This window comes from Marinomonas balearica, from assembly GCF_004362145.1.
Lineage (GTDB): Bacteria > Pseudomonadota > Gammaproteobacteria > Pseudomonadales > Marinomonadaceae > Marinomonas > Marinomonas balearica.
In genome coordinates, this window is record NZ_SNXC01000010.1 from 41,283 (window position 1) to 62,653 (window position 21,371).

At 42.2% G+C, this 21,371-nt stretch carries 18 protein-coding genes; 7 read left to right on the forward strand and 11 right to left on the reverse strand.

The genetic code is table 11. The features are described 5' to 3' along the window. Positions 1–4 precede the first annotated feature (4 nt). The 3 genes from DFP79_RS05395 to DFP79_RS05405 form a co-directional block, all read right to left on the reverse strand. On the reverse strand, positions 5–268 hold the full coding sequence (locus DFP79_RS05395; protein WP_133502917.1) for a DUF4212 domain-containing protein: 264 nt from the start codon (positions 266–268) through the stop codon (positions 5–7). A gap of 386 nt (positions 269–654) precedes the next feature. Continuing rightward, entirely contained in the window at positions 655–1,467 is an 813-nt protein-coding gene (locus DFP79_RS05400; RefSeq protein WP_133502918.1) for a flagellin N-terminal helical domain-containing protein, read from the reverse strand. A gap of 172 nt (positions 1,468–1,639) precedes the next feature. Beyond that, entirely contained in the window at positions 1,640–3,085 is a 1,446-nt protein-coding gene (locus DFP79_RS05405; protein WP_133502919.1) for an aminotransferase-like domain-containing protein, read from the reverse strand. A 212-nt stretch (positions 3,086–3,297) separates the two neighbouring features. Between DFP79_RS05405 and DFP79_RS05410 the strand changes: the two genes are divergently transcribed. From DFP79_RS05410 to DFP79_RS05425, 4 genes are all read left to right on the forward strand, one after another. After that, positions 3,298–3,522 (forward strand): hypothetical protein, encoded by a 225-nt coding sequence (locus DFP79_RS05410; protein ID WP_133502920.1) that lies wholly within the window; start codon positions 3,298–3,300, stop codon positions 3,520–3,522. Beyond that, a complete protein-coding gene (locus DFP79_RS05415) occupies positions 3,522–4,130 on the forward strand; it encodes a LysE family translocator (RefSeq protein ID WP_133502921.1) in 609 nt (202 codons plus the stop codon). The genes DFP79_RS05410 and DFP79_RS05415 overlap by 1 nt, the downstream gene beginning before the upstream one ends. Before the next feature lies 1 nt (position 4,131). Continuing rightward, on the forward strand, positions 4,132–4,413 hold the full coding sequence (locus DFP79_RS05420) for a GIY-YIG nuclease family protein (RefSeq protein ID WP_133502922.1): 282 nt from the start codon (positions 4,132–4,134) through the stop codon (positions 4,411–4,413). An 86-nt stretch (positions 4,414–4,499) separates the two neighbouring features. Beyond that, positions 4,500–4,889, forward strand: coding sequence for a VOC family protein (locus DFP79_RS05425; RefSeq protein WP_133502923.1), 390 nt, complete (start codon positions 4,500–4,502; stop codon positions 4,887–4,889). Between the two features lie 48 nt (positions 4,890–4,937). Here the strand turns inward: DFP79_RS05425 and DFP79_RS05430 are convergent, their stop codons facing one another. The 7 genes from DFP79_RS05430 to DFP79_RS05460 all read right to left on the reverse strand — a co-directional run bounded on the left by DFP79_RS05430 (position 4,938) and on the right by DFP79_RS05460 (position 17,912). After that, positions 4,938–5,921: a serine/threonine protein kinase gene (locus tag DFP79_RS05430; protein ID WP_133502924.1), complete on the reverse strand. Its 984-nt coding sequence runs from the start codon at positions 5,919–5,921 to the stop codon at positions 4,938–4,940. 124 nt (positions 5,922–6,045) lie between these two features. Beyond that, positions 6,046–7,326 (reverse strand): response regulator, encoded by a 1,281-nt coding sequence (locus DFP79_RS05435; protein WP_133502925.1) that lies wholly within the window; start codon positions 7,324–7,326, stop codon positions 6,046–6,048. 316 nt (positions 7,327–7,642) lie between these two features. Continuing rightward, a complete protein-coding gene (locus DFP79_RS05440; RefSeq protein WP_133502926.1) occupies positions 7,643–8,308 on the reverse strand; it encodes a 2OG-Fe dioxygenase family protein in 666 nt (221 codons plus the stop codon). Between the two features lie 182 nt (positions 8,309–8,490). Further along, positions 8,491–10,518, reverse strand: coding sequence for a glycogen debranching protein GlgX (gene glgX / locus DFP79_RS05445; protein ID WP_133502927.1), 2,028 nt, complete (start codon positions 10,516–10,518; stop codon positions 8,491–8,493). Between the two features lie 80 nt (positions 10,519–10,598). Further along, positions 10,599–12,767 carry a 1,4-alpha-glucan branching protein GlgB gene (glgB, locus tag DFP79_RS05450; RefSeq protein ID WP_133502928.1) on the reverse strand — a complete coding sequence of 723 codons (2,169 nt, stop codon included), beginning with the start codon at positions 12,765–12,767 and terminating at the stop codon, positions 10,599–10,601. A gap of 73 nt (positions 12,768–12,840) precedes the next feature. Further along, positions 12,841–15,960, reverse strand: a complete 3,120-nt coding sequence (locus DFP79_RS05455; RefSeq protein ID WP_133502929.1) for a phosphorylase b kinase regulatory subunit alpha/beta — start codon at positions 15,958–15,960, stop codon at positions 12,841–12,843. A gap of 401 nt (positions 15,961–16,361) precedes the next feature. Next, positions 16,362–17,912 carry a methyl-accepting chemotaxis protein gene (locus DFP79_RS05460; RefSeq protein WP_133502930.1) on the reverse strand — a complete coding sequence of 517 codons (1,551 nt, stop codon included), beginning with the start codon at positions 17,910–17,912 and terminating at the stop codon, positions 16,362–16,364. A gap of 282 nt (positions 17,913–18,194) precedes the next feature. On the opposite strand from DFP79_RS05460, the gene DFP79_RS05465 reads away from it, so the two are divergent. From DFP79_RS05465 to DFP79_RS05475, 3 genes are all read left to right on the forward strand, one after another. After that, positions 18,195–18,932, forward strand: a complete 738-nt coding sequence (locus DFP79_RS05465; protein ID WP_166637649.1) for a phosphatase PAP2 family protein — start codon at positions 18,195–18,197, stop codon at positions 18,930–18,932. A 75-nt stretch (positions 18,933–19,007) separates the two neighbouring features. After that, positions 19,008–19,433 (forward strand): YqaA family protein, encoded by a 426-nt coding sequence (locus DFP79_RS05470; RefSeq protein WP_133502932.1) that lies wholly within the window; start codon positions 19,008–19,010, stop codon positions 19,431–19,433. 33 nt (positions 19,434–19,466) lie between these two features. Then, positions 19,467–20,150, forward strand: coding sequence for an SPOR domain-containing protein (locus DFP79_RS05475; protein ID WP_133502933.1), 684 nt, complete (start codon positions 19,467–19,469; stop codon positions 20,148–20,150). A 39-nt stretch (positions 20,151–20,189) separates the two neighbouring features. On the opposite strand, the gene DFP79_RS05480 is transcribed toward DFP79_RS05475, so the two are convergent. Continuing rightward, on the reverse strand, positions 20,190–21,230 hold the full coding sequence (locus DFP79_RS05480) for a pectinesterase family protein (protein WP_133502934.1): 1,041 nt from the start codon (positions 21,228–21,230) through the stop codon (positions 20,190–20,192). Positions 21,231–21,371 lie beyond the last annotated feature (141 nt).

The window sequence follows — 21,371 nt, forward strand, 5'->3', positions numbered from 1 at the left end:
TCTATTACTCCTCGTCTAGACCAAATTCTTGATCCAGCCTGTTCATTTTCCAAGCGTAGAAAAAGGTAATTAGAATAAAAGTTAGAATCGATCCTTGTTGCGCGAACCAAAATCCCAAATCAGTACCACCAACGGAGATTCCAGATAGAAGAGGCCGGAAAATCATACCTCCACCGTAGGAAACGAGCGCCCAAATAATGAGACATCCCGTTATCAGTCGAACATTGGCTTGCCAATAGCTTTCTTGATTTTTAGTGTGATCAGACACGTTTGTACTCCTTTTATTATTTTTATGTGAGAACTCATAGTTTCGAGATTTTTATCATTCTCGAATAACCTGATGTTTTAAATTAGCACCTAGTTCAGGTTTTCGAATTGATACTTTAGTCTTAGGTCTACTGATCCTAGCTCTAAGCTGCAAAGGCGCTCTGGGTTAAACTCTAGTAGAAATACAAAGGGTATTAAGGCGACGTTGGCCTAGTGACAAATGCAATGTTGTAATTAAACGTACGAAGGTGGGTGTCTGTCTAGAGTAGAGAATGGTTAGCCCAATATAGCGAAAAGAGCATAAAAAAACAGCGCCTAAATAAGCGCTGTTTTAAAGTAATCTACCATGCTAATTGCGTTACGAAGCATTAGACTTGATGTTTTTGGCTATGCTCCGAGAAGCAAACTTAAGCTCCGGTTTGCGTCCGCATTAGCTTGCGCCTGAACGGATACAGAAGACTGCTCCCTAATGCTTGCAGATATTTGTTCACTAATGACTGCCGCAAAATCCGCATCTTGAATTCTAGAGCGTGCCGCTGATTCGTTTTCTTGAGCTTCTAGAAGTGAATCCACACGACTCGTAAATGCGTTCTCTGTGGCTCCATAATCGGCTTGCAGTTCTGATACACTGCTGATGCTGTCGTCAATGGCAGTTATAGCCGTGTCTAAAGAGCTTTGATCCGTAATATCTAAAGAAAGCAACCCTGTTCCCGATAGCGTATTGGCAAGATCACTGGTAGTAACGCTAAGAGAAGACCCTGAATCGGCACCTACTTGAAAATCAAGTGAACCATCTTCTGATAGCAAATCTTGACCTGCAAATGAGGTTTGATCAATGGTGTCTTGTATGTTGGCAATCAGGTTATCTGCTTCACTTTGTAATGCCTGACGATCTGAATCAGAGTAAATGCCATTTCCTGCCTGCACCGCCAACTCTCGCAGAGAATTCAGGTCGTTGGTAACGGATTCGAGGCCGCTTTGAGCGATTTGAGTCGCAGAAATGCCTGAAACACTGTTTGCAACCGCTTGTCCTTTACCGTCTATTTGACTTGTGAGGCGATTAGCAATAGCCAAACCAGCGGCATCGTCAGACGCACTATTAATGCGTTGTCCACTGGCTAAGCTTTGGGATGTGCTCGCTAAGGATTGACTTGCGCTAGAGTTTACGTAGCTAGAGCCGGAAATTCCGCCGATACTCATATCAAATTCCTCCTCGCTTGTGCGAAGGTCATGTTACTTTGGAATTAGTATAGAATGGTTCAGAAAAGAACAAAAGTTAAACAGTTACATTAACGCCACATTTTTACATAATATTACATATTGAGTAAAAGTAGCTCTGAGCCGTATCTTAATCTACCTATATGAAAACACTTTATTGGATTCTCTTTCTTGGCTTTTTTTCTTCTTGAATTTGCATGTGTGCCAATAGGTTGCCCAATATTTTTATCGCTTCCAAACGGATTTCAGAGGTTCTATCGCAAAAATTTAGGCGTAGACAGTTACGATATTTCCCTGTTGCTGAAAACAGTTGACCCGGAGCGATAGAAACGCCTTTAGTTTGCGCTTGTTCTGATAATTTGACGGCATCGTATTGCTCAGGCAGTTCTACCCACAACACAAACCCGCCAGCAGGGAAGCTTATGAGTGTGCCTTTTGGAAAATACGTATTAATTTCTTTTAGTGTTTCATCTCTTGCGTCTTTATATTGTTTTCTCATGACCCGAATATGTTTATCGTAACCGCCTTGTCTTATGAAGTTAGCGATAGCGATCTGAGGCAGTGTCGGGCACATTGAGCTGTTGACGTACTTTATATGTGTGACTTTATCTCGGTAACGTCCTGGTGCTATCCATCCGACTCGGAAACCAGGGGCCAACGATTTGGAGAAAGAGGAACAAAGCAGCACTCGATCGTCTTCATCATAAGATTTGATTGATTTTGGACGAGGAAATTCATAGACCATATCGCCATATATATCATCCTCTATAATCGGTATATCGTAGGCTTGTGCGAGCTGATACAGCGCTTTTTTCTTTTCTTCTGGCATCACATATCCCATAGGGTTGTTGACCGTGGGTGTGACCAGAATGGCTTTAATTGGCCATTGATCCAATGCCAGCTTCAATGCTTCTATGCTCATTCCATTACTGGGATCGGTAGGGATTTCAAGCGCTTTCAAGTCGGCAGCTTTTATCGCCTGCATAGCACCGTAGAATCCAGGAGATTCAACTGCAATGATATCTCCGCCTTTGGTAACAGCCTTTAAGCAAACGGACAGCGCTTCCTGACACCCTGATGTAATGACCAATTCGTCAGGGTGCAGTACACAGCCAGACGCCGCAGTGAGTCGTGTAAGTTGTTCCCTTAAGCTGTAATCCCCACGAACGTCACCATAGGTCATGCCTTCATAAGGACGGTGTTTGTTTAATTCATATAATGACTTGATTAAGGGTTTTAACGTATTGGAATGCATCGCTGGCATGGCATGTTGTAGCTGACAAAATGCATCTTTTTCACGACTTAGAAGCATGTTTAAAACATCTTCCCACAAGGATACGTCAAGTGGGCGTTGAGGTGGGCGAGATAGTTTTGGCATGCGGATGACATGGTTTTTTTGGGGAACAAAGTAGCCAGATTTAGGCCGAGCTTCAACTAATTGCTCCATTTCGAGAATTCGATAGGCTTCCTGAACGGTCGAGATACTTACGCCGTGCTCGTTTGCAAGCTGGCGGACGGACGGTAATTTGTCTCCGTTGTTAAAAAAACCGAGTTTTATGTGTTCTCTTAGTCTGTCCGCTAATTGTGAGTAAAGCGTCATATCTCATTCCTTGTCTTGTTTATAGCCATACAATTAACTATACACCGACTAGATACGGATTTTTAGCATACAGAATGCGGTAAAAAGAACCATACAGATGTGCTGTGTGGTGTTCTGTATGTTGAGTTGTATGTTTGACTGAATCTAACGAAAGGATGAACTCGGCGTTATTCTGAATAGGCTTTAAAACTAAAAACTTTCAGGGGAACCTTATGCTTATTATTGGATTGCTCAACCATGTCGTTACCTGTTTTCAAAAGTACCAAACACGTAAACAGCTCAATGCCTTAAGCGCATTACAGTGTCGTGACATTGCTATTGACTGTGCTGCACAGAAACAAGAACTAGCGAAAGCGAATGTCATCTTTTTGCTTAAGGAAGTATTTGTCGGTGTTTCAGACTCTATTCAGCAACCATATAAAACGAGGCGTTTCTAATGGAAATATCACTGATTGTCGCTGTTGCTGCATTTGCATTTATTACGTCGGTAACTCCAGGGCCTAACAATATAATGTTGTTGGCTTCTGGAGCTCAGTACGGCTATATGAAAACGCTTCCTCATATGCTTGGCATTGTCATCGGCATGGCGATGCTATTGTTTTCTGTTTTAATAGGATTAGGAGCTCTATTTACTTTGTATCCCGCCTTATATTCTGTATTGAATGTGGCGGGAGGCGCTTATTTGATATGGTTAGCCTACAAAATTGCGACGGCTCCTACTGATGAAATAAATGTCAGAAGTGACGATAGGCATGGGCCCATACGCTGGTGGGAGAGCGCATTGTTTCAGTTTATTAATCCTAAAGCGTGGATGATGTCGCTGGGCAGTGTGAGTACCTTCTCTGTGCCGGGCGATTTGTATATTCAATCTGGTGCATTGATAATGCTCGCTTTTGCTCTCCTTGGATTTCCGGCAATTTCTATCTGGGCCGGAGCAGGAGCAAAAATTCGTATTTGGCTTAATACTCCAACACGCCGCCGTCAATTTAATTGGATAATGGGTGGGTTAACCGTGGCTACTCTTATGTTGATTTTGGAAATTTAATTTGAATAATTGGTCATTGTATTTAGTACGAACGCGCTTGAATACCCTTTATACAGGCATAACGACAGATGTTGAACGTCGTTTTGGTGAGCATTGTTCTGGAGGACCGAAGTCTGCTCGTTATTTACGTGGAAAAGGTCCTCTAATACTCGTTTGGCATGAAAATGTCGGATCAAAAAGTGATGCGTCTAAGTTAGAGTACCGTTTGAAGAAATGCAGTAAGTCAGAAAAAGAGAAATTGGCTACAGGCCAAGTATCATTAGGCTCACTATTAGCTAAGTAAACTTACGCGTTGAACACAAAAAAGGGCTTGTTTTTACCCCTTTCTCTTCGTAGCATGATGGAGCAAAATCGGAGGAGAATTCGGGCATGATCAGTCGTATTGACCATATAGTTTTAACGGTTGCAGACATTGAGCAATCGGTTCAATTCTATGTAAAAGTGCTAGGGATGGAAGAAGTCACGTTTGGTAATGGTCGTCGAGCCGTCAAGTTCGGTAATCAAAAAATTAATTTCCAAACAATAGGGCAAGAGTTGCGCAATCACTCGTTAGAAGGTAGCGGCGATTTATGCTTGATTACAAATTGGAAGCTTGAAGACGTTATTGCGCACTTGGAAAGCAATCAAGTAAACCTTCTTGAAGGGCCAGTCGAAAAATCTGGCGCTAACGGTATGATTACCTCGATTTATTTTAATGATTTGGATAATAATTTGGTTGAGGTAAGTCGATATATAGATCAGGAACAGTCTGATTTGTAGAATCGGGTCGTTTGCCTTCCCGATTTCCATAGCGCTTATTGATTGCTATCAATGTGCCATATTCCACTGAGATTTAATCTCGTGTAGTTCTTTAATCAGGCCACTCCAGTATTCTTCGGTTTTATACCAAGGAAACGCTTTTGGAAAAGCTGGGTCACTCCATCTTTGACCTAGCCATGCAGCATACCTTACTGTTCTTTCAAGTTTAAACACATCAATAAGAGCTAGGCTGTTTGAATCAAAAGGGTGATGGCTCTCGTACCCTTCTATTAATTCGCTGAGTTGTTGGCGATGGTGTTCTTTTGACGTAAGGTGCAGCCAAATGTCTTGGCATGGAAAACCAGTCTGGATATCATCGAAATCGAGTAAAACCATGCCTTCATCGGTTTTTAGTAGATTCGATGCATGGCAGTCTCCATGGATAGTCTGCTGCTGCAATGCACCCGAACGATTTACTGCGCCTTTTGCCAATGTACTAAGTACATCGAACAACTTTATAAACTCGCTGTGTATTGTATTGGGAAGTGCACCACGTAATGAGCTTGGATCAAGTAACCATTTCATTTGGAATTCAATGCTTTCAATCAGCGACGGCGATTTTCGTGCGGTTAAAGGCAGGTGCGCGAGAGCGCTGTGAGTTTCACCAATAAGTTCTCCAATTTGGAACAAATCATCGAGATCTTCAGCTTCTGGCGTGCGGCCTATTACTTTTTCAGTGAGGGAAAACCGAAAGCCTGAGTGCTTAAACAGAGTTTGATCGTTTAATGCGATAGGTGCAGCGACAGGGACTTGCTTGTTTTTGAGCCAAGATAGAGCGTCGTGTTCTTCTAGAATTTGTGCGTCGTTCCAACGATCAGGGCGATAGAATTTCACGATGATCGGGGCTTCTTCTTCTATACCCACCTGATAAACTCTGTTTTCGTAGCTATTTAGCGGATATATTTGGAAGTTAGTGTATTTGCCTGTTGAGGATTCAACAGCGTCGACAATAACGTCGGGAATAAGCTTAGAAAATGGATGTTCGGAGTGCATAGAGTTCCGTTAATTAAGGTAGAAGAACAGAGTGACCCTGTATAGGGAGCATTTTTAATGCAACGAGTCTAGCATGAAAGCGGCAGCCCTTGCAGTCACCGCAGAGAAGACCTTTTGTGATTAACTAAAGGTTCAAACGTTTTTTTAATGTGTATTCTTGAGCTTCAGAGAGCGGTGTAGCTAGCCCATCTTCAATTAATTTACGCCAAATTTTCCATGATTTTATCGCTTCAGCCATATGATTACGCGTGACGTATTGTTGAACTTCAATTCGGAATGAATTGGAGACCGCAGTAGGGTTTTGTTTTCCAATTATGCGTAATCTCGTAAGGGAACGTTTGAATTTATCATTCAGCTTTTTAACGTCTGAACCTTGTTCAATCATTTGAGTGATGGATTGAAGATGGCCGTAGTATAAATCATAGGTTTCTTCGTTGCTGTCTCGTGATAGGCGAATAGCACGCGAAAAGGCATGTTCCGCCATTGGCCAGTCTCTATTCTTAACGCTTAGTTCAGCAAGTCGTTTACTTCGCTCAATAGAACGCGGAGACACTTCTAATACCGACTTTAAAATTGATTGGGCTTGTTCATAATTCTCCATCTTTTCATGTGCGTCGGCTAATGTGTCGTACGCGGAAAGAAAGTGGCGACTTAATGTGATAGTTTGCTCTAAATTTTTGATTGCAGCGACCACAGCGCCTAACTTAAGTTCGCATTCCGCAATTCCGTAATGTGCCCAGGCGAGGTTTTTGTGTTCTTTTATGACCATCAAATAGTGCGTTTTTGCTTCTTTATAGCGCTCTTGAGCAAAAAGGGCTTCGCCAATCGATTTAAGGCAGAGATGAGTATATTGAGGGAACTTTTCTTTAATGGCTCTCGCTAATTCAATAACTTTTTCAAAGTCCTGATCTATTCTGGCTTTGTTAAGTGGCTCAAATATCTTTTTCTGCTGACGTACCTTTCCGAGGCGTCGAATAAACGACTGAGGTGGGAAAGGTTTAACCAGATAGCTGTCGGGTTGATATTCTAATACACTCACGACAGCTTCATAAGCGGTGTCCGCTGTGATCATGATAAATATTGTAGAGTGGTCTAGAGAGTAGGTTTTTCGTGTTGTTTCGAGAATTTGCTGGCCGTCTACCGAGCCTCCTAAATTGAAGTCTGATAGTACAATATCGTATTTTATTTCGAGAACACGCTTTATCGCAGATTGCCCTGAGGGTTCAATATCGATCTTTTGATATCCCAAACTCGACATAAGAGATTTAAGCATTAGCCTCATTTCACCGAGGTCCTCAATAATCAGAACTCGCTTATTTAGGATGCTTGTATCAGTCTTACTTTTCTTATTGCCTGTTTCTGGGGAATCTACCGCTTTAAACGTCGGAATATCTACATCTACCACAATCAAACACCTTAGTAATGCTGCTCTTGTTTCTTTATAGCACGTCGTTTACTGCTGTCCTAGCGATCTAAAGTGCTAAGTTAATGTTTCAAAGAGTAATAAAGACAAAAAGGTTTTATAAAACAGCGGTATAGAGTAGAAATTCCAGTGTCATAAAAATGTGTAATAATGTTGTCGTCAGATCTGATATCTAACTTATTTGTCGGTAAAAGGAGTGAGGTGCACCTGCGTTAATGGAAATCAAAGGGGGAAGGCATAGACCGCAAAATGCTCGTCTGCGGCCTTATTCCTGATTGCTCGCGAATAAACCCATTGTTTAATATGGCATTGAGTGGGCCGTTAAATTAGCGGTTAGTACAAATACATCCATATACCCTAAATCACCGTCTCTTGGGCAAATGGCTTTGGCACTGTGAAAAAACTTCTTGTCGTTAAGAATGACAAATTCACCGTGGTCGAATGCGTGACTAATAAAGGCCGGGCTGCTTTCGTCTAAATGAACATTAATACTCCCACCTTCGATGTTGTGACGTTGAATCACATAGATGCCGATACGATCAAAACCATCCTGATGAATGCCTTCAGGGGCGACTTCTACTTTTTGATGATCTGCAAAAATACGTAATTGATGTACTTCTACATGCGTGCCGTACTCGACACCCGACATGTGTTTGAAATGTTCGAACATTTCGATAAATTTTGGATCATCGATTACAACGCTTTCGATTTCTTTGTAGCGCCTTACGACATTTCCTTGAAAGTGATTAATGCTTTCATCTTGCACAAAGGGCTGAGAAGGCAAATGTTCTAAGCAACCTTGAAGGAAACAAAATTGTGAGTAACGTCTTAGTCGATAGGTTCCATCCGCGTATGGATTTTTAGGTAAGCGATCAAAGGATGGGGCGAGATGGTCGACACACTGTGGTGTCAGTTGACCAAGCTCTAAATAGAACGGTTCTATATGCGAGGTATGGCTTTTCATTATCAATTCCTCTTTCTAACTGGGTAAGTTACGTTAGGCAAATTCGTTAAAATCTGGAAGAACAGCTTGCTCCTTTTGAGAACAGGCAAGTCTTCGTAAATTGACATTAATTTAGATTAACACTCTCAGTTTAGACCTGAAAGTGTCGAAGTGAGAAAAGCAAATGGTTGTAGGGGGTTCTTTTAAGGCAGTTTAACCAAAGCCACGCCGCGTTGACTAAAGTGTAAACGATCGTTTTGTATGGAAACCCCGGGAGTGTTGAAGAGCAGTTCGCAGGTTGGGCTGCTTTTCGCAAATGGAACGTTCAGCGCCTGATCTTCACGGTAGAAAATTAACCATAATTGTGTCGAAAGATTTGCTGTCGTGAAGAGAACAGAGATAAAGTCTCGCTCGCTTTCTGCCCAGTTTTCGTTGGACATTGGCATACCTGTTTCAGAAATCCATTCGACTTTGTCAGAATCTTTGTATTGATATAAAGGGTCGTCTTCTAAGAAAACTTCTGCTAATACTGGATGAGCTTTGCGTATGTCCAACAGTTTTTTTATTGTGCTTTGAAGTAGTGCTCGTTCTTGGCTAGTATGCCAGCTTAACCAGGTTGTTTGGTTGTCTTGACAATAGGCGTTGTTGTTCCCGTTTTGCGAATGTGAGAGTTCGTCGCCACCGAGTAAATGAGGAGTCCCTTGACTTAATAGCAGTGTTGCTAAAAAGCAGAGTTGCTGATTCAGTCTTTGGGATTGTATCCGCTTATCTTTTGTCGGACCTTCGGCTCCAAAATTCTGACTAATGTTATCTCCATGCCCATCTCGGTTATTTTCCATATTCGCGTGATTATGACGCCTATGGTAAGAAACTAAGTCATGTAATGTATATCCGTCATGGTAACTGATGTAGTTAACCGAATGCAGGGCGCATTTATACCCTTTATGAAAGACATCGCGAGAGCCCATAAAGCGTGTTGCGAATTCGCCTATGATGTCTTCATCGCCTCTCCAGAAGCGACGTACAGTATCTCGATATTTATCATTGCACTCTAAAAAACCACGAGGAAAGTTGCCGACTTGGTAACCATTCGGGCCAATGTCCCATGGCTCCATAACCAAGCAGGTATCGCTTAAAATAGGATCTTGCAGTATGGCTTGTAGGAGTGGTGATGTTGCAGAGAATTCGTGGTGCTCACGACCTAAATCCACGCCCAGATCGAACCGGAAGCCATCTACTCCCATGATTTCAACCCAGTAGCGCATGCTGTCACAGATTAATCGTACCGTGGCTGGATGGTATGTGTTAATACAGTTTCCACAACCTGTATAGTTAAGGTACTTGCCGTCGCTGTGGCGATAATATCGGGCATTATCAAGGCCGCGAAAACTGAAGGTTGATTGATCCAATTCACTTTCCGCAGTGTGGTTATAAACCACGTCAATCAGAACCTCAAAACCTGCTTTCTTTAAGCCTAGAATCATTGTTTGGCATTCTAAAACGGGATCGTTTACTGCGTATCTGTGATCGGGCGTAAAAAAGTTAATGGGGTTGTAGCCCCAGTAATTTTGCAAACCTAGTTGATGTAGATGTTTTTCAGTCGCAAAAGCGAAACAAGGCATCAGCTGGATGGTTGTTATTCCCAGTTCTTTTAGATGAGATATTCCTTGATCAGAGATTACCCCTAAGTAAGTCCCTTTTAATTTTGGCGCGATATCTAGGTTTTTACTAAACCCTTTAATATGCAGTTCATACAAGCAGCGTTCAGCGCCTTTTACGGATGCTCTTATTAGAGCGTCATTTGGGCGTGATACTGTTCTGACAATCGATTTGGGAATATGGTGAGCGGTATCAATGGGATTAAAATGCCCATCAGGATACATGGACGATAAGTCAGGGTGCCACTCCAACGTACCGGTTAAAGATTTAGCATAAGGATCAATCAACAGTTTATGGCGATTGAACATCAATTGTTTATCAGGAGAAAAAATACCTTCTGCGCGAAAACCGTATCGCTGTCCTTCATGCACGTTGAGTACTTCCATGTGCCAAATACCGCGATGATGGGATGCGAAGGGAATGACGTGCTCTTCTTCGTCGTTATCGTTGAAAAGGCATAGGTATATTTGAGTCGCATCTTCAGACGCAACCGCGAAATTAACGCCGTCAGCCGTAACAGTCGCCCCCAGTGGAAACGCGTTACCTGTTCGGACTAAGGGGGCTAACGACATAACTTTCTCCATTTAACGTATTGAATGCAACCTCGCAGTTTTAATACCACGAGGTTGGCGTTCTTCTTTCAAAACCTAATTTATGCTTTCCATTTATAGATCACAGTGGATAAAGGAGGAATCTCCATTATTACACTGTTATTTCGCCCATGACTTTCAATGTGCTCAGCTTTAAGTACTTTTGGAAGCGGGAACCCACTGCCACAGTACATTGTGTCGTCTGTATTTAAAACGAGTTCGTACTGACCTTCTTTGGGAGCTCCGATTCGATATCCGCTATGAGGCGTAGGAGTGAAATTGACGACAACCATCACCAATTCGTCTCTTTGTTTCGATTGTCTGACGTACGCGAGAATTGAATTCTGGCCATCATCATAAGACAACCACTCGAACCCTTGGTGATCGTGGTCAATTTGCAATGCTTGTTCGGCGGAATAAAAGTGGTTAAGGTCTTTGACAAGCGTCTGTAAGCCTTTGTGGTAATCAATATCGAGCAAATGCCAATCAAGTGATTTTGTATGGCTCCACTCTTGACCTTGACCGAATTCACATCCCATGAAGTTCAGTTTCTTACCTGGATGGGTGAACATATAGCCATTAAAAGCTCGAAGATTGGCGAATTTCTGCCAGCCATCTCCAGGCATTTTTTCAATCATAGAGCCTTTGCCGTGTACGACTTCATCGTGTGAAATAGGCAACATGAATTGCTCGTTAAAGGCGTAAACCATAGAGAACGTGAGCTCTCCTTGATGATACTGCCGATAAATAGGGTCTTTCTTCATATACTCTAACGTATCGTTCATCCAGCCCATATTCCATTTGAACCCAAAGCCTAAACCATCCATGTATGTCGGCTTAGAGACGCCTGGATAAGCTGTAGACTCTTCTGCAACGGTGAAGCAACGAGGGTGGTTCAAGTAAACAGTTTCATTGAGTTTTTTCAAAAACGCGATGGCTTCATAATTATGATTTCCTCCATCAACGTTTGGAATCCATTCTCCGTCTTCGCGGGAATAATCTAGATATAGCATTGAGGCAACCGCATCTACGCGCAAGCCATCGATGTGATATTCCTCTAGCCAAAAATTAGCGTTACTAATAAGAAAATCAACAACGTGTTCTTTACCAAAGTCGTAGATCAAGGAGTTCCATTCTGGGTGCCAGCCTTTTTTAGGGTCTTCGTATTCGTACTGGTGTGTGCCATCAAAATTAGCAAGACCATGACTGTCGGATGGGAAGTGTGCTGGAACCCAATCCATAATGACACCGATACCTGCCTGATGAAATGCGTCAATAAGTGCCTTAAATTCGTCAGGTGTTCCATATCGAGAAGTGACGGAAAATAGGCCAACAGGTTGGTACCCCCATGAACCATCAAATGGATATTCCGAGACGGGAAGCAATTCGACGTGTGTGTATCCCATTTCGGTAACATACTGTACGAGGTGTTCTTTTAGCTCAAGATACGTCAGTGGTTCGTTGTGGTCTTTTCGTCTCCATGAGCCTAAGTGCACTTCATAAATGCTTACCGCTTCTTCGTATATATCGGTAATCGGTCGAGACATCCAATTGTTGTCATTCCATTCATACTGCGATTCTTGAACGACACTTGCAAACGAAGGGAATTGTTCAATGCGTTTGGCGAATGGGTCGGTTCGGTGGGGTAACACTTCGCCAGACTTTGCTCTGATTTCAAATTTGTATTTAGCGCCATCTCTGACGTCTGGAAGAAAGAGGCGCCAGACTCCGTCGCCATTACTGGACATCGGATGAATACGGCCATCCCAACCATTAAAATCACCTACAACATAAACGGAACGAGCCGCAGGTGCATAAACCGCAAAACGCGTTCCATCGATGGCCAATGAATCGCTCACAGGCGCACTTTGGAATAGAGCTCCTTCTTTTTGATATAGCGTGGCTTTATGGTGTTTAGGGTCGGAGAAGGTTGCTTCGTTAAACTGATATGGATCGACTATGGTCGCTGTATTACCGTCTGAATACGTAATTTTTAGACGGTAATGAAAATGCTCTTTTTTATCGCTCCATTGGCATGTAAAGAGCCCATTGTATCCGTGAGGTGACATTTCCCCTAGTACGGTATCTTCATCGATTGCTAGCACGTCGATCGCGACTGCGTCGGGGCGCCAAACTTTTAGAGTTAAATCCTTTTCATCAATCCAGTGTAGGCCAAGGAATCCGAAAGGGTCGGAACAGCGGGCATTTACAATGTCTTCAAACAGATCCATTTACTTCTCCAACCTGAGAATTATTATTAGATTTATCGTATATAACGAAAGTGACTAACAGAGTTTAGTTGCTTTACGCTTGGTGCTGTAGGCTATGCTGTTTGCTTACTGCCCAACGAAGGTATTGTCCTACCTTATTTGGGGTGAGTTGAGCAAATTCGTCCAGTGCGATTTCTTCTGTGTTTTTCTCTGGGTGCTCTTGTTTTACTTGTTTCGCTCGGTCGTGTGCTGCGAGTGAAACAAGTACAGGTAAATTTACCTCATTTAACAGGATATTACCTTTGTGTTGTTCGCTGAATTGAATAAAAGCATACAGAGCTTCAAATATAAGGCTCTTATACCAACTTGGGTGAATATCAGATGTCAAAGATTCGACAAGTAGCGCAAACGTGTCTTCTCCTGGTGTCATAGAGCTTAGTGTGCGTTTACAGTCTAATGTTGTATTACTTTGGGTATCACCAAAGACAATATATTGCGCATTACTAAGAGAATCCCACAGTTGTGACAGCATGTCTTCCGGTAATTTCGTTATTAGCCCTTGTTCCGTTCGCCAATCGAACCAGTCTACGTCCTTCATTTGAGCGTCTGTGCTGTTTGCGCTTTGATTGTATCTAAGGTTTGTTGCAACGTGAGTAAAGTCTTCATGTTTTTGGATCAGTACCGCTTTAAGAGCTTGATATAGTGAATACGGTGTTGCTCCAGCCAATATGTCGATAGAAGGGCGAGTGTCGTTAGGGTCGAGTTGACGAGCACACAGTAGCGCCAAACTGTGAATTCTGATCGTACGGACACCATCAAAATACTCTGGGTGAATTTTGATGAGTGCGCCTGCAATAGATATAATTTCGTGATGTAAAACCATCGTCAGACTTGAGGATGACGCTTGACGAATGATCTCTAAAATTTCTTTTTGATGAAGAGGTGAGGAGATATGGGTTTCATTTTCCTGAGAATCTCCTAACACTAAAACCCGCTGACGTACTGTTATATCGGCAATATACGTCGCTAAATCGGTCGACGGTTTGATCATCAAAGAGAATAGACGTCTGACAGAACACCAATCTTCGTGTAATAACGCCTCAACATACACAGAATCCATTACTTTGTAAGCGGTAATGGCGGGAGTCGAATTAGGAATAGTATTCATCAAAGCACGACGATGGCCTAACTCTATAAGCGTTTCGATGGCTAATGGTAACGGAGGGTTGTCCATCAATTTTGACAAAAGTGTATCGGTATCCAGCCCACTTAGATCGCTGCAATCAAGCTCTGTAATAGACCTGTCAATGGGCCAAGGTTTTTCATCAACAACAAATCTCGCTCCCAATTGGCGATCATTTGTTGGTTTGATTGTCATTGAGCGTCTAGAACCGGATTTAAACGCATTTTTTGCCGACTGAGGAGTGATATGAAACTCTTCAGATTCGTGATTTTGCAATTGACGAATAAAGTCTAATAATTCGGAGCTGTTTGGCATTTCAACCATCGCTTCATCAACCAGTACGGTAAATACCGCATTGGCAGGGTAATACCAATGAGAGTCGATGATTTTTAGCTCATTTCTAATGTGCTCTTTAAACAGAGTTGGATCGGTTTTTGTATAGTCTTTATCTTCGTTTTGAATCCAAGAAAGGCACAAGTAATTTTGATCGTTGATTGTAAACGGCTGCGACGTCGCTAAGCTGTTCAATGCACGAGAAGGGCGGCCGGTAAGCTCCAAACTATCGGAAGCGCCAAGGTAATGATAAAGCTCGATCAATTGCTCGGAACTGATTACTCGAAGGGGGGCAATTTCATCAATAGTTTGGCACAAGCAGCCTGCTTCAATCAGTTGTTCTTTTACTTTTTCGCTTTTCGCAAGTACAACCATTGAGGTTGAGACGGACTTTCGATTATGTTGAACTTTATGTAAGCCAAGTGGATCAAGATCATCGGTTGTTATAAGTTCTTCATCAATCATCTTGCCAACCAAATAGAGGCTTTGCGCCCACACTAATGGCAGGTTATCGTTTGGTACTCGTTCTTGAGATCCCGGGTTGTCTTTTTCTGCAAGAATTTTGTCTTCAGGTACATAATAAAGCTCCGGAAGCAGTCGCTCTCCGTCTCTTTCAACCATCAGCTCTTCTAGTTTATAACGATAAAAATTGGCACTTTCCCAGTCTCTGGCAAACAATCTGTCTAAATAGAGGTAGGTGTAAAACAGTGGCCATTCAGACTCTATGTGCTCAAAGTTAATGAGCTCATCGTATTCATAATAAATTCGACTGTGGTCTTCTAATACCGTTTGGTGTCCATCGAGTAGAAAGCGTTTGCACCCGTATTTTCCACCCAATTTATCTAATATTTCTTTACGCGTCTTTTTGGTAAGTTTTTCGTCATTTACCGCAAACGCTGGGAAGCTAATAATGCTGAGTAGAGCGCCATCGACTTCTTTCGACCGAGACTCTTTTGGTAACAATGATTGTAGAACCGACCCTGCACGAGCAACCGCATCTGCAAAAGAATGGATAACGGCCCATTCTGGGCCGTCTTCTCCGAATAGATTCAGTCCATCAAGGGCTTCCATTGCAGCTTTTGCCATTCCGACTGAGCTTGCGTTGATTTCCGCTTTGCCGTTATTAACTTTGTTGCCTCGCTCCCAGATGCCGTAATCTGGCGTACGGTATGTTCGGGAAATGTAATAGACAAGGTTTTGAATAAAGTTTAATTCTTCTTGGTTGTATATTAACTTACTGCCTGCCTTGGTCATTTGCGCAAGCGTCAGCAAATAAAAGCTGGTGGCGTCGATCTGAAGGTGTCCCCAAGCGTCGTCGGCAACGACTTCTAACCCAGTTTTAGTATCGTATTTTGCGTGTAACGAATCGATTGGGTCTAAGCTGTGTTTAAACGCCTCCACTTTTGGAGACTGGCGCATCATCGCAAACAGCAATCCACGCATCATTTTAATGCATGTGTATTCGAGTTCGTGCGCTCGTTTATCAGGGTTAGAGGCTCTTTTATAGGCCAAGTACAAAGCCCAAACTGCTTGAATGCTGTAAACATTATCTCGAACCCAAGCGTCGGTGTAGTCTCCGTGTTTATTGACACTGGTACTAGCAGGAAACAGCCCTGTTACAGGGTGTTGACGAGATAAAATGACATTTTTTATGTGATGATATAGAGAATCAAGCTTGCTCTGAGTATCTGACGCCATTAAATGATCCCTTAATTACAAGTTGCGAATTCTGATAGTCGTTTATATTAAATTAACGCTGAAGTGTTAAGTCCCTATGAAATCGCGACTGTCCATTCATTAAAAATTTAGGTAAGCACCGAATTGTATGTAATTTAGTCTGTATTAATCGGTCTGCAATAATCGCGCCTTAAAAGCCTAGATTTTTATGAGATTTAAATCAAACGCTTCCTTTCTTTAGATCCACTTAAATTTAGCAGATTTTCGCTTTTTACGCACAGGTACGTGGATTCTCTTCAGATAATGGTTTTTTTCAGTATGATTTTTCGACTGAAAACGCGGCGAAATTAGTCCAAGAGCGCCTTAGTTCCAGTCAAAAAATCCACAATAATTCTACTTCGGGTGAGTCATTTCAGCGGGAATTAAGTTTGATAGGTTTCGACGACTTTCCTTAGTTCTTGTGCACATTCCCCAATTCGTGTGACGGATGCTTCTATAGCTACCGAATTTTGCTGAGTTTGGTCGCAGACTTCTCCGATGTTTTCCAGTACCGTGTTGACGTTACTTGAAATATGGTATTGGTTGTCTGAGCCCGTTTTGATTTCGGCGTTTAGTTTTGAAATCGTCAACATACCTTGTGCGATATCATTAAACGCAGACTCCGCTTCGGACATTTGTAATGCTCCTGCATTTGCCGTACCTTGCGCTTTTTCCATGATTTCAACGGTATTAAAGGTTTGAGTCGTTAGTTGATCAATTAAACTTCCGATTTCACCTGCCGCCTGTTGGGATTGCTGAGCAAGTTGTCTTACTTCGTCTGCAACCACGGCAAACCCTCGACCTTGTTCTCCTGCTCGTGCCGCTTCAATGGCTGCATTTAAAGCGAGAAGGTTGGTCTTATCTGCAACTTCTGAAACAATTCCGAGACGGTTGTTAATGTGTTTTACATCTTCTCTTAATTGCTGAAACTGCATCGCAGCTTCGCCCACTTCTAAAGAAAGGTTTTGCATATCTGCATTGGCTTTATTCATAGTGTGAAGGCCACCTTTGGAATGCTCTCCTAGACTGTTTGCGGAGAGGTTCGCTTCGTCAGCAACGTTCAATATTTGGTCGACTGAACTCATCACCTCAGCCATTGAGCGAATTGCGTCTTTTGTGTTCATTTGCTGAGTGTTTACGCCCTGTGTCGTTGCTAATATGGCCTTATTAGTTTCAGCGATTACGTCATTTAGAGATTTACTTGCGTCCCCAATTTGTTGAACGATGACACCAAAGCTTGAAACCATATGGTTAAACGCATCAGCCATTTCTCCCATTTCGTCGTTTCCATCAAAGCGGACGCGCTGGGTAAGGTCTCCTGACTGTTTTACGGAGCGCATTGTGTCACAAAGGGTTGTTATTCTAATCGTAACAAGACTAATGATCGTTAGTGCTGCGCCACCGATTACGATCGTCAGTATTGCTACAAGGATGCCGAAATCGACTAATGCACTCTTAAATTCACTGTAAACAACGTCCATATTGGAAACGGCGATGAGAGAATATTTCTTTGACAGGGATAGGTTATCCAGAGGGGTTGATGCGAGAAGAAGGGTTATTGATGATTGGTTATTGGATGAAGGGATCTCGACAATGCTTGGATTGTCTGTGAAATCTATTGATTTCAGTGATGCTTTCCCAATCCACGGCGGTGTGTAAAGTGCATTTTTATTTTTGTCGATTAAAACGTACGCCGATAGTGGCGACGTTGCTAAGGCGTCGATTTCTTTAATCAACTCGCGTTCATTTTTAGATGAAAGGTTAGACGCTGCTGTATCGACCATCATCTGAGTTTGTCTTAACAATCCATTAAGGTTGGTTTGATAAAGTGAATACAGTGAAACGAATATTAGAGCGCCAGTCCCAATAGACATAAGGCCGATGATTGCCCATAGCTTGTATTTGATTTTGACATTGTTTACACGGTTGATCATATAGCTTCCTCTCACAGTGTTCCCCATTCTACGAGGAGTTGTTATGTATAAGAAATGTAAAAAATTGATCTGAGTCAAAGGAGCTGACGTTAGCCATTAAACAAATTAAGACGCACGGTTTAACCGCAATTGAGGTGCGAAGCGTTGAATATATTTAAATTACGTAATAAAGTTGAAAGTTATATATGTTTTAGTAAGTTGTTTTGTACTATAAATTATGTCTATCTGTTGGCAACGAGTTGATGACATTCATTTCGCACAGGGTTAATGAGAAAATTAAAGATGTTTAAGTCTTGGAAGTACGGTGTCGCTCCTGCAGGTTTTATTTTCTGCGCTGTATTGTTTTCGGTATGGCCTGAGATTGATTTGTATGTGAGTGGCTTATTTTACGATGCTGGAACGAGTCGATTCCCTGCAAACGATAACGCTATAGTTAAATTTGTCTATTGGCTTTTCAAGGAAATGCCAGCGGTCATTGTTCCTGTTTTGCTTGGTTTGTGTGTCATGACATTGTTCAAGTCGGGCCCTGAGTGGAATAAAATACACAAAAGAAAATGGTATTTTATGCTCGCTTTTTTGTTGATTGGCCCCGGTATTATTGTGCACACTGGCTTTAAAGATAATTGGGATCGTGCGCGCCCTCGTCATGTTGTTGAATTTGGCGGAGCTCAACAATTTACTCCTGCGCTCGTAGTCAGTGACCAATGTGAGAGAAATTGCTCGTTCGTCAGCGGTCATGCCGCGATGGGATTTGCATTTATTGCTCTTGGCTGGGTTTTGCAAAGCCGTCTTTGGTTGTTCTTCGGGCTTGGGTTAGGGTTGTTTGTCGGAGGAATTCGAGTCCTTCAAGGTGGACACTTTTTAAGTGATATTATATTCAGCGGATTTATTTGCTACGCCAGTGCATGGGTCATGGCGAAGTGGATATTGGAACCTTCACAGAGCAAATTGCAAAAGCAAGACACTCAACAATACGTCAAATTAAGCGAAGACCCATCTTCCAAAACAAACCACTCCTGATCATTCTTTCTAAAATGTTGTATGGTGAGCAATCTGTCGATTGTTCTCAATACAACGTTTTGATGCGCATGCCTTGTGTTTGATTTAATCTCTCTGTTTTTCTCGTCATTTCTTTCTGCAACCGTTTTTCCGGGCAGCTCCGAGGCGTTGATAATCTACTTATCCGCCACTGCTGAGCATTCATTGATTTTGCTATGGGGTGTTGCAAGCCTTGGTAATACATTGGGGGGCGTAACAAACTGGGTGTTAGGTCGGTATTTGTTTCATTTTAGAGATCATAAGTACTTCCCTGTGTCCGTTTCGCAATTGGAAAAGGCCAGTGCATTTTTTTCGACGTACGGAAAATGGACTCTTTTGTTGAGTTGGCTTCCCGTTATCGGTGACGCCTTGTGTTTGTTTGCTGGTGTTTCAAAAATTCGGCTTTTCACTTTCTTTGTTCTTGTTTTGTTTGGTAAATCGCTTCGATATGCCATACTCTTAATTGGAATTGAATATATCTGATTTTACTTTTATCGATTGTTAGAGGTGTCTGAAGTGCGTTATTCAAAGCACATAGTCTGCTTTAGTGTATTGAGCCTTGTTGGATGTGCCTCGTTGACGGGCACGTCTGATGCTCTAACAAATGCCGAATTACAAAACCATGTTGCAGCACACGCGACACAAATAAATACAATCAATCCAAAAGTCGATCAACTTGAGATTCAGCAAGTAAGCTTACAGGAAGGTCTTGCAAGTCTTGAACAAGAACTTGCTAGGGTAAAAATGGAGGCCGTTAAACAGGATCCTAAAAAAGGAAGCATGAGTCAAAATGCTCCCGAAATTAAGGATCCAGCTACGATGGAAGAAATGAGCGATAGTCGGATTGATCCCGTTATTGTTGATTTCAAAGCGACTCGAAAAATGGAAGAAAAGTTGAAGTTAGCAAAGATGGCTGCCTCTTCAGATAAGTACTACGGCGTTCAATTAGCGGCCTATGCCAGCAAATCACTCGCTATGCAAGGTTGGAGAAAAATCAGCCGTGCAAACCCGATAGATTATGTCGATACCGCCCCGCTCATTAAGAAGCATACGATAAAAGGTAAAGTGTATTTTCAACTAAAAGTTGGACCGTTTATCGAGCGTTCTTACAGTGTCGATTTTTGCAATATGTTAAAACAACAGCGTTCGCAAACCTGCCTCATTACTCGTTATGATGGCGAGCCATTCTTAAGTCCTTAAATTGGTGAAAAATCCTTTTTTAGAAATGTGTGTTTAGCACTATTTCTCGCCGTCTAAGGATTTAGGGATCCAGCCTGTAAAAATCGTTTGTATTGAATATTTGGAAGCAGACTCTTCGCTAAGATGAAAAGGTGACCTAGCAGCACCATCTCCTCTACATTGGTATAGATTGAATCGAGCGTCTGTGTCCGGCGAAAACCAGATTTGATCCCCGTTTATGTCTTTTCCTGACATCTTGTCCCATCCGTATATGTGATCATCTAAAAAGCAGCTAATAAACGTTGTGCAACCGACTGCATTTGGGTCGGCGTATTTTCCATCTGAGAACAATGTGGTGGGATGCCAAGGTCGTCCTAGTGCGTAGCTTTCTTGAGGGATTTGTGGTGATTCTTTAATCAAGTCGCAATTAAAAAAGGTGAGCCCGAACTCTTGGTCTGTTTGAGTGCTGGGTGCAGTGACAAATCCAACGCTCGATTCGATTGAAGATGTATCGCGAGCAATAATACGACACTGATCAAATATTGCAGTGCCATTCCCAAAGATGAAATCAACACATCCTGAAATATCACATCGATGGAAATAACTTCTTAGCCCTTTTACAAATAGAGTGTCTTGATAGCCTTCTAGTGCGACGTCAGAAATTTCACATTGATCACATTCGTTTCCTAAAAGTAGGGCAACAGCTTGTGTATGAGTGACTTTATCTGGCGAATCGGCTGGTTTTGCTGCATTGCCAATGTAGTCGAAACTATTTCGAATGGTAAGTGATTTTAGGCTACAGTCCTTCGCATTCACCATCAGAGTCCGACTGTTTAAAGTGCTGATTATTTCTCCGCTGCGGTCCAGTTGTCCCGCTACTGCTGCTCCTGAAATAATGGTTTTGTTCTTACCTGCGCCCACTAAATGAACGTTATTGTGTTCGACGTTTAGGCGTTCTTCGTATGTGCCTTCATCTATGTAGATGGTGTAAGGCCTACCGTCATTTGGCGCACTTTGAAGAGCAAGTTCAATACTTATATAGGCATCTTTGCTAGGTGCTTTGGATACTCTGGCAATATGATTTTGATTCTTATTATTCATCGCTCGCTGCCCATAGGTTAATTTATCATGGCTAGAAGGAATAATAGATGATTAGATCGCTAAAATAAAACGCCGTTTTAAAAATTAATTGAAAATGCTGTTCGGAAAAAAAAGAGTGGTTTGAGAAAAACGTGACTTAGG

Coding starts and splice junctions, on each gene's coding strand:
- DFP79_RS05400 (WP_133502918.1), bottom strand. CDS start 1,467: ATGAGTATCGGCGGAATTTCCGGCTCTAGCTACGTAAACTCTAGCGCA.
- DFP79_RS05405 (WP_133502919.1), bottom strand. CDS start 3,085: ATGACGCTTTACTCACAATTAGCGGACAGACTAAGAGAACACATAAAA.
- DFP79_RS05410 (WP_133502920.1), top strand. CDS start 3,298: ATGCTTATTATTGGATTGCTCAACCATGTCGTTACCTGTTTTCAAAAG.
- DFP79_RS05415 (WP_133502921.1), top strand. CDS start 3,522: ATGGAAATATCACTGATTGTCGCTGTTGCTGCATTTGCATTTATTACG.
- DFP79_RS05425 (WP_133502923.1), top strand. CDS start 4,500: ATGATCAGTCGTATTGACCATATAGTTTTAACGGTTGCAGACATTGAG.
- DFP79_RS05430 (WP_133502924.1), bottom strand. CDS start 5,921: ATGCACTCCGAACATCCATTTTCTAAGCTTATTCCCGACGTTATTGTC.
- DFP79_RS05440 (WP_133502926.1), bottom strand. CDS start 8,308: ATGAAAAGCCATACCTCGCATATAGAACCGTTCTATTTAGAGCTTGGT.
- glgX (WP_133502927.1), bottom strand. CDS start 10,518: ATGTCGTTAGCCCCCTTAGTCCGAACAGGTAACGCGTTTCCACTGGGG.
- glgB (WP_133502928.1), bottom strand. CDS start 12,767: ATGGATCTGTTTGAAGACATTGTAAATGCCCGCTGTTCCGACCCTTTC.
- DFP79_RS05455 (WP_133502929.1), bottom strand. CDS start 15,960: ATGGCGTCAGATACTCAGAGCAAGCTTGATTCTCTATATCATCACATA.
- DFP79_RS05460 (WP_133502930.1), bottom strand. CDS start 17,912: ATGATCAACCGTGTAAACAATGTCAAAATCAAATACAAGCTATGGGCA.
- DFP79_RS05465 (WP_166637649.1), top strand. CDS start 18,195: ATGTTTAAGTCTTGGAAGTACGGTGTCGCTCCTGCAGGTTTTATTTTC.
- DFP79_RS05480 (WP_133502934.1), bottom strand. CDS start 21,230: ATGAATAATAAGAATCAAAATCATATTGCCAGAGTATCCAAAGCACCT.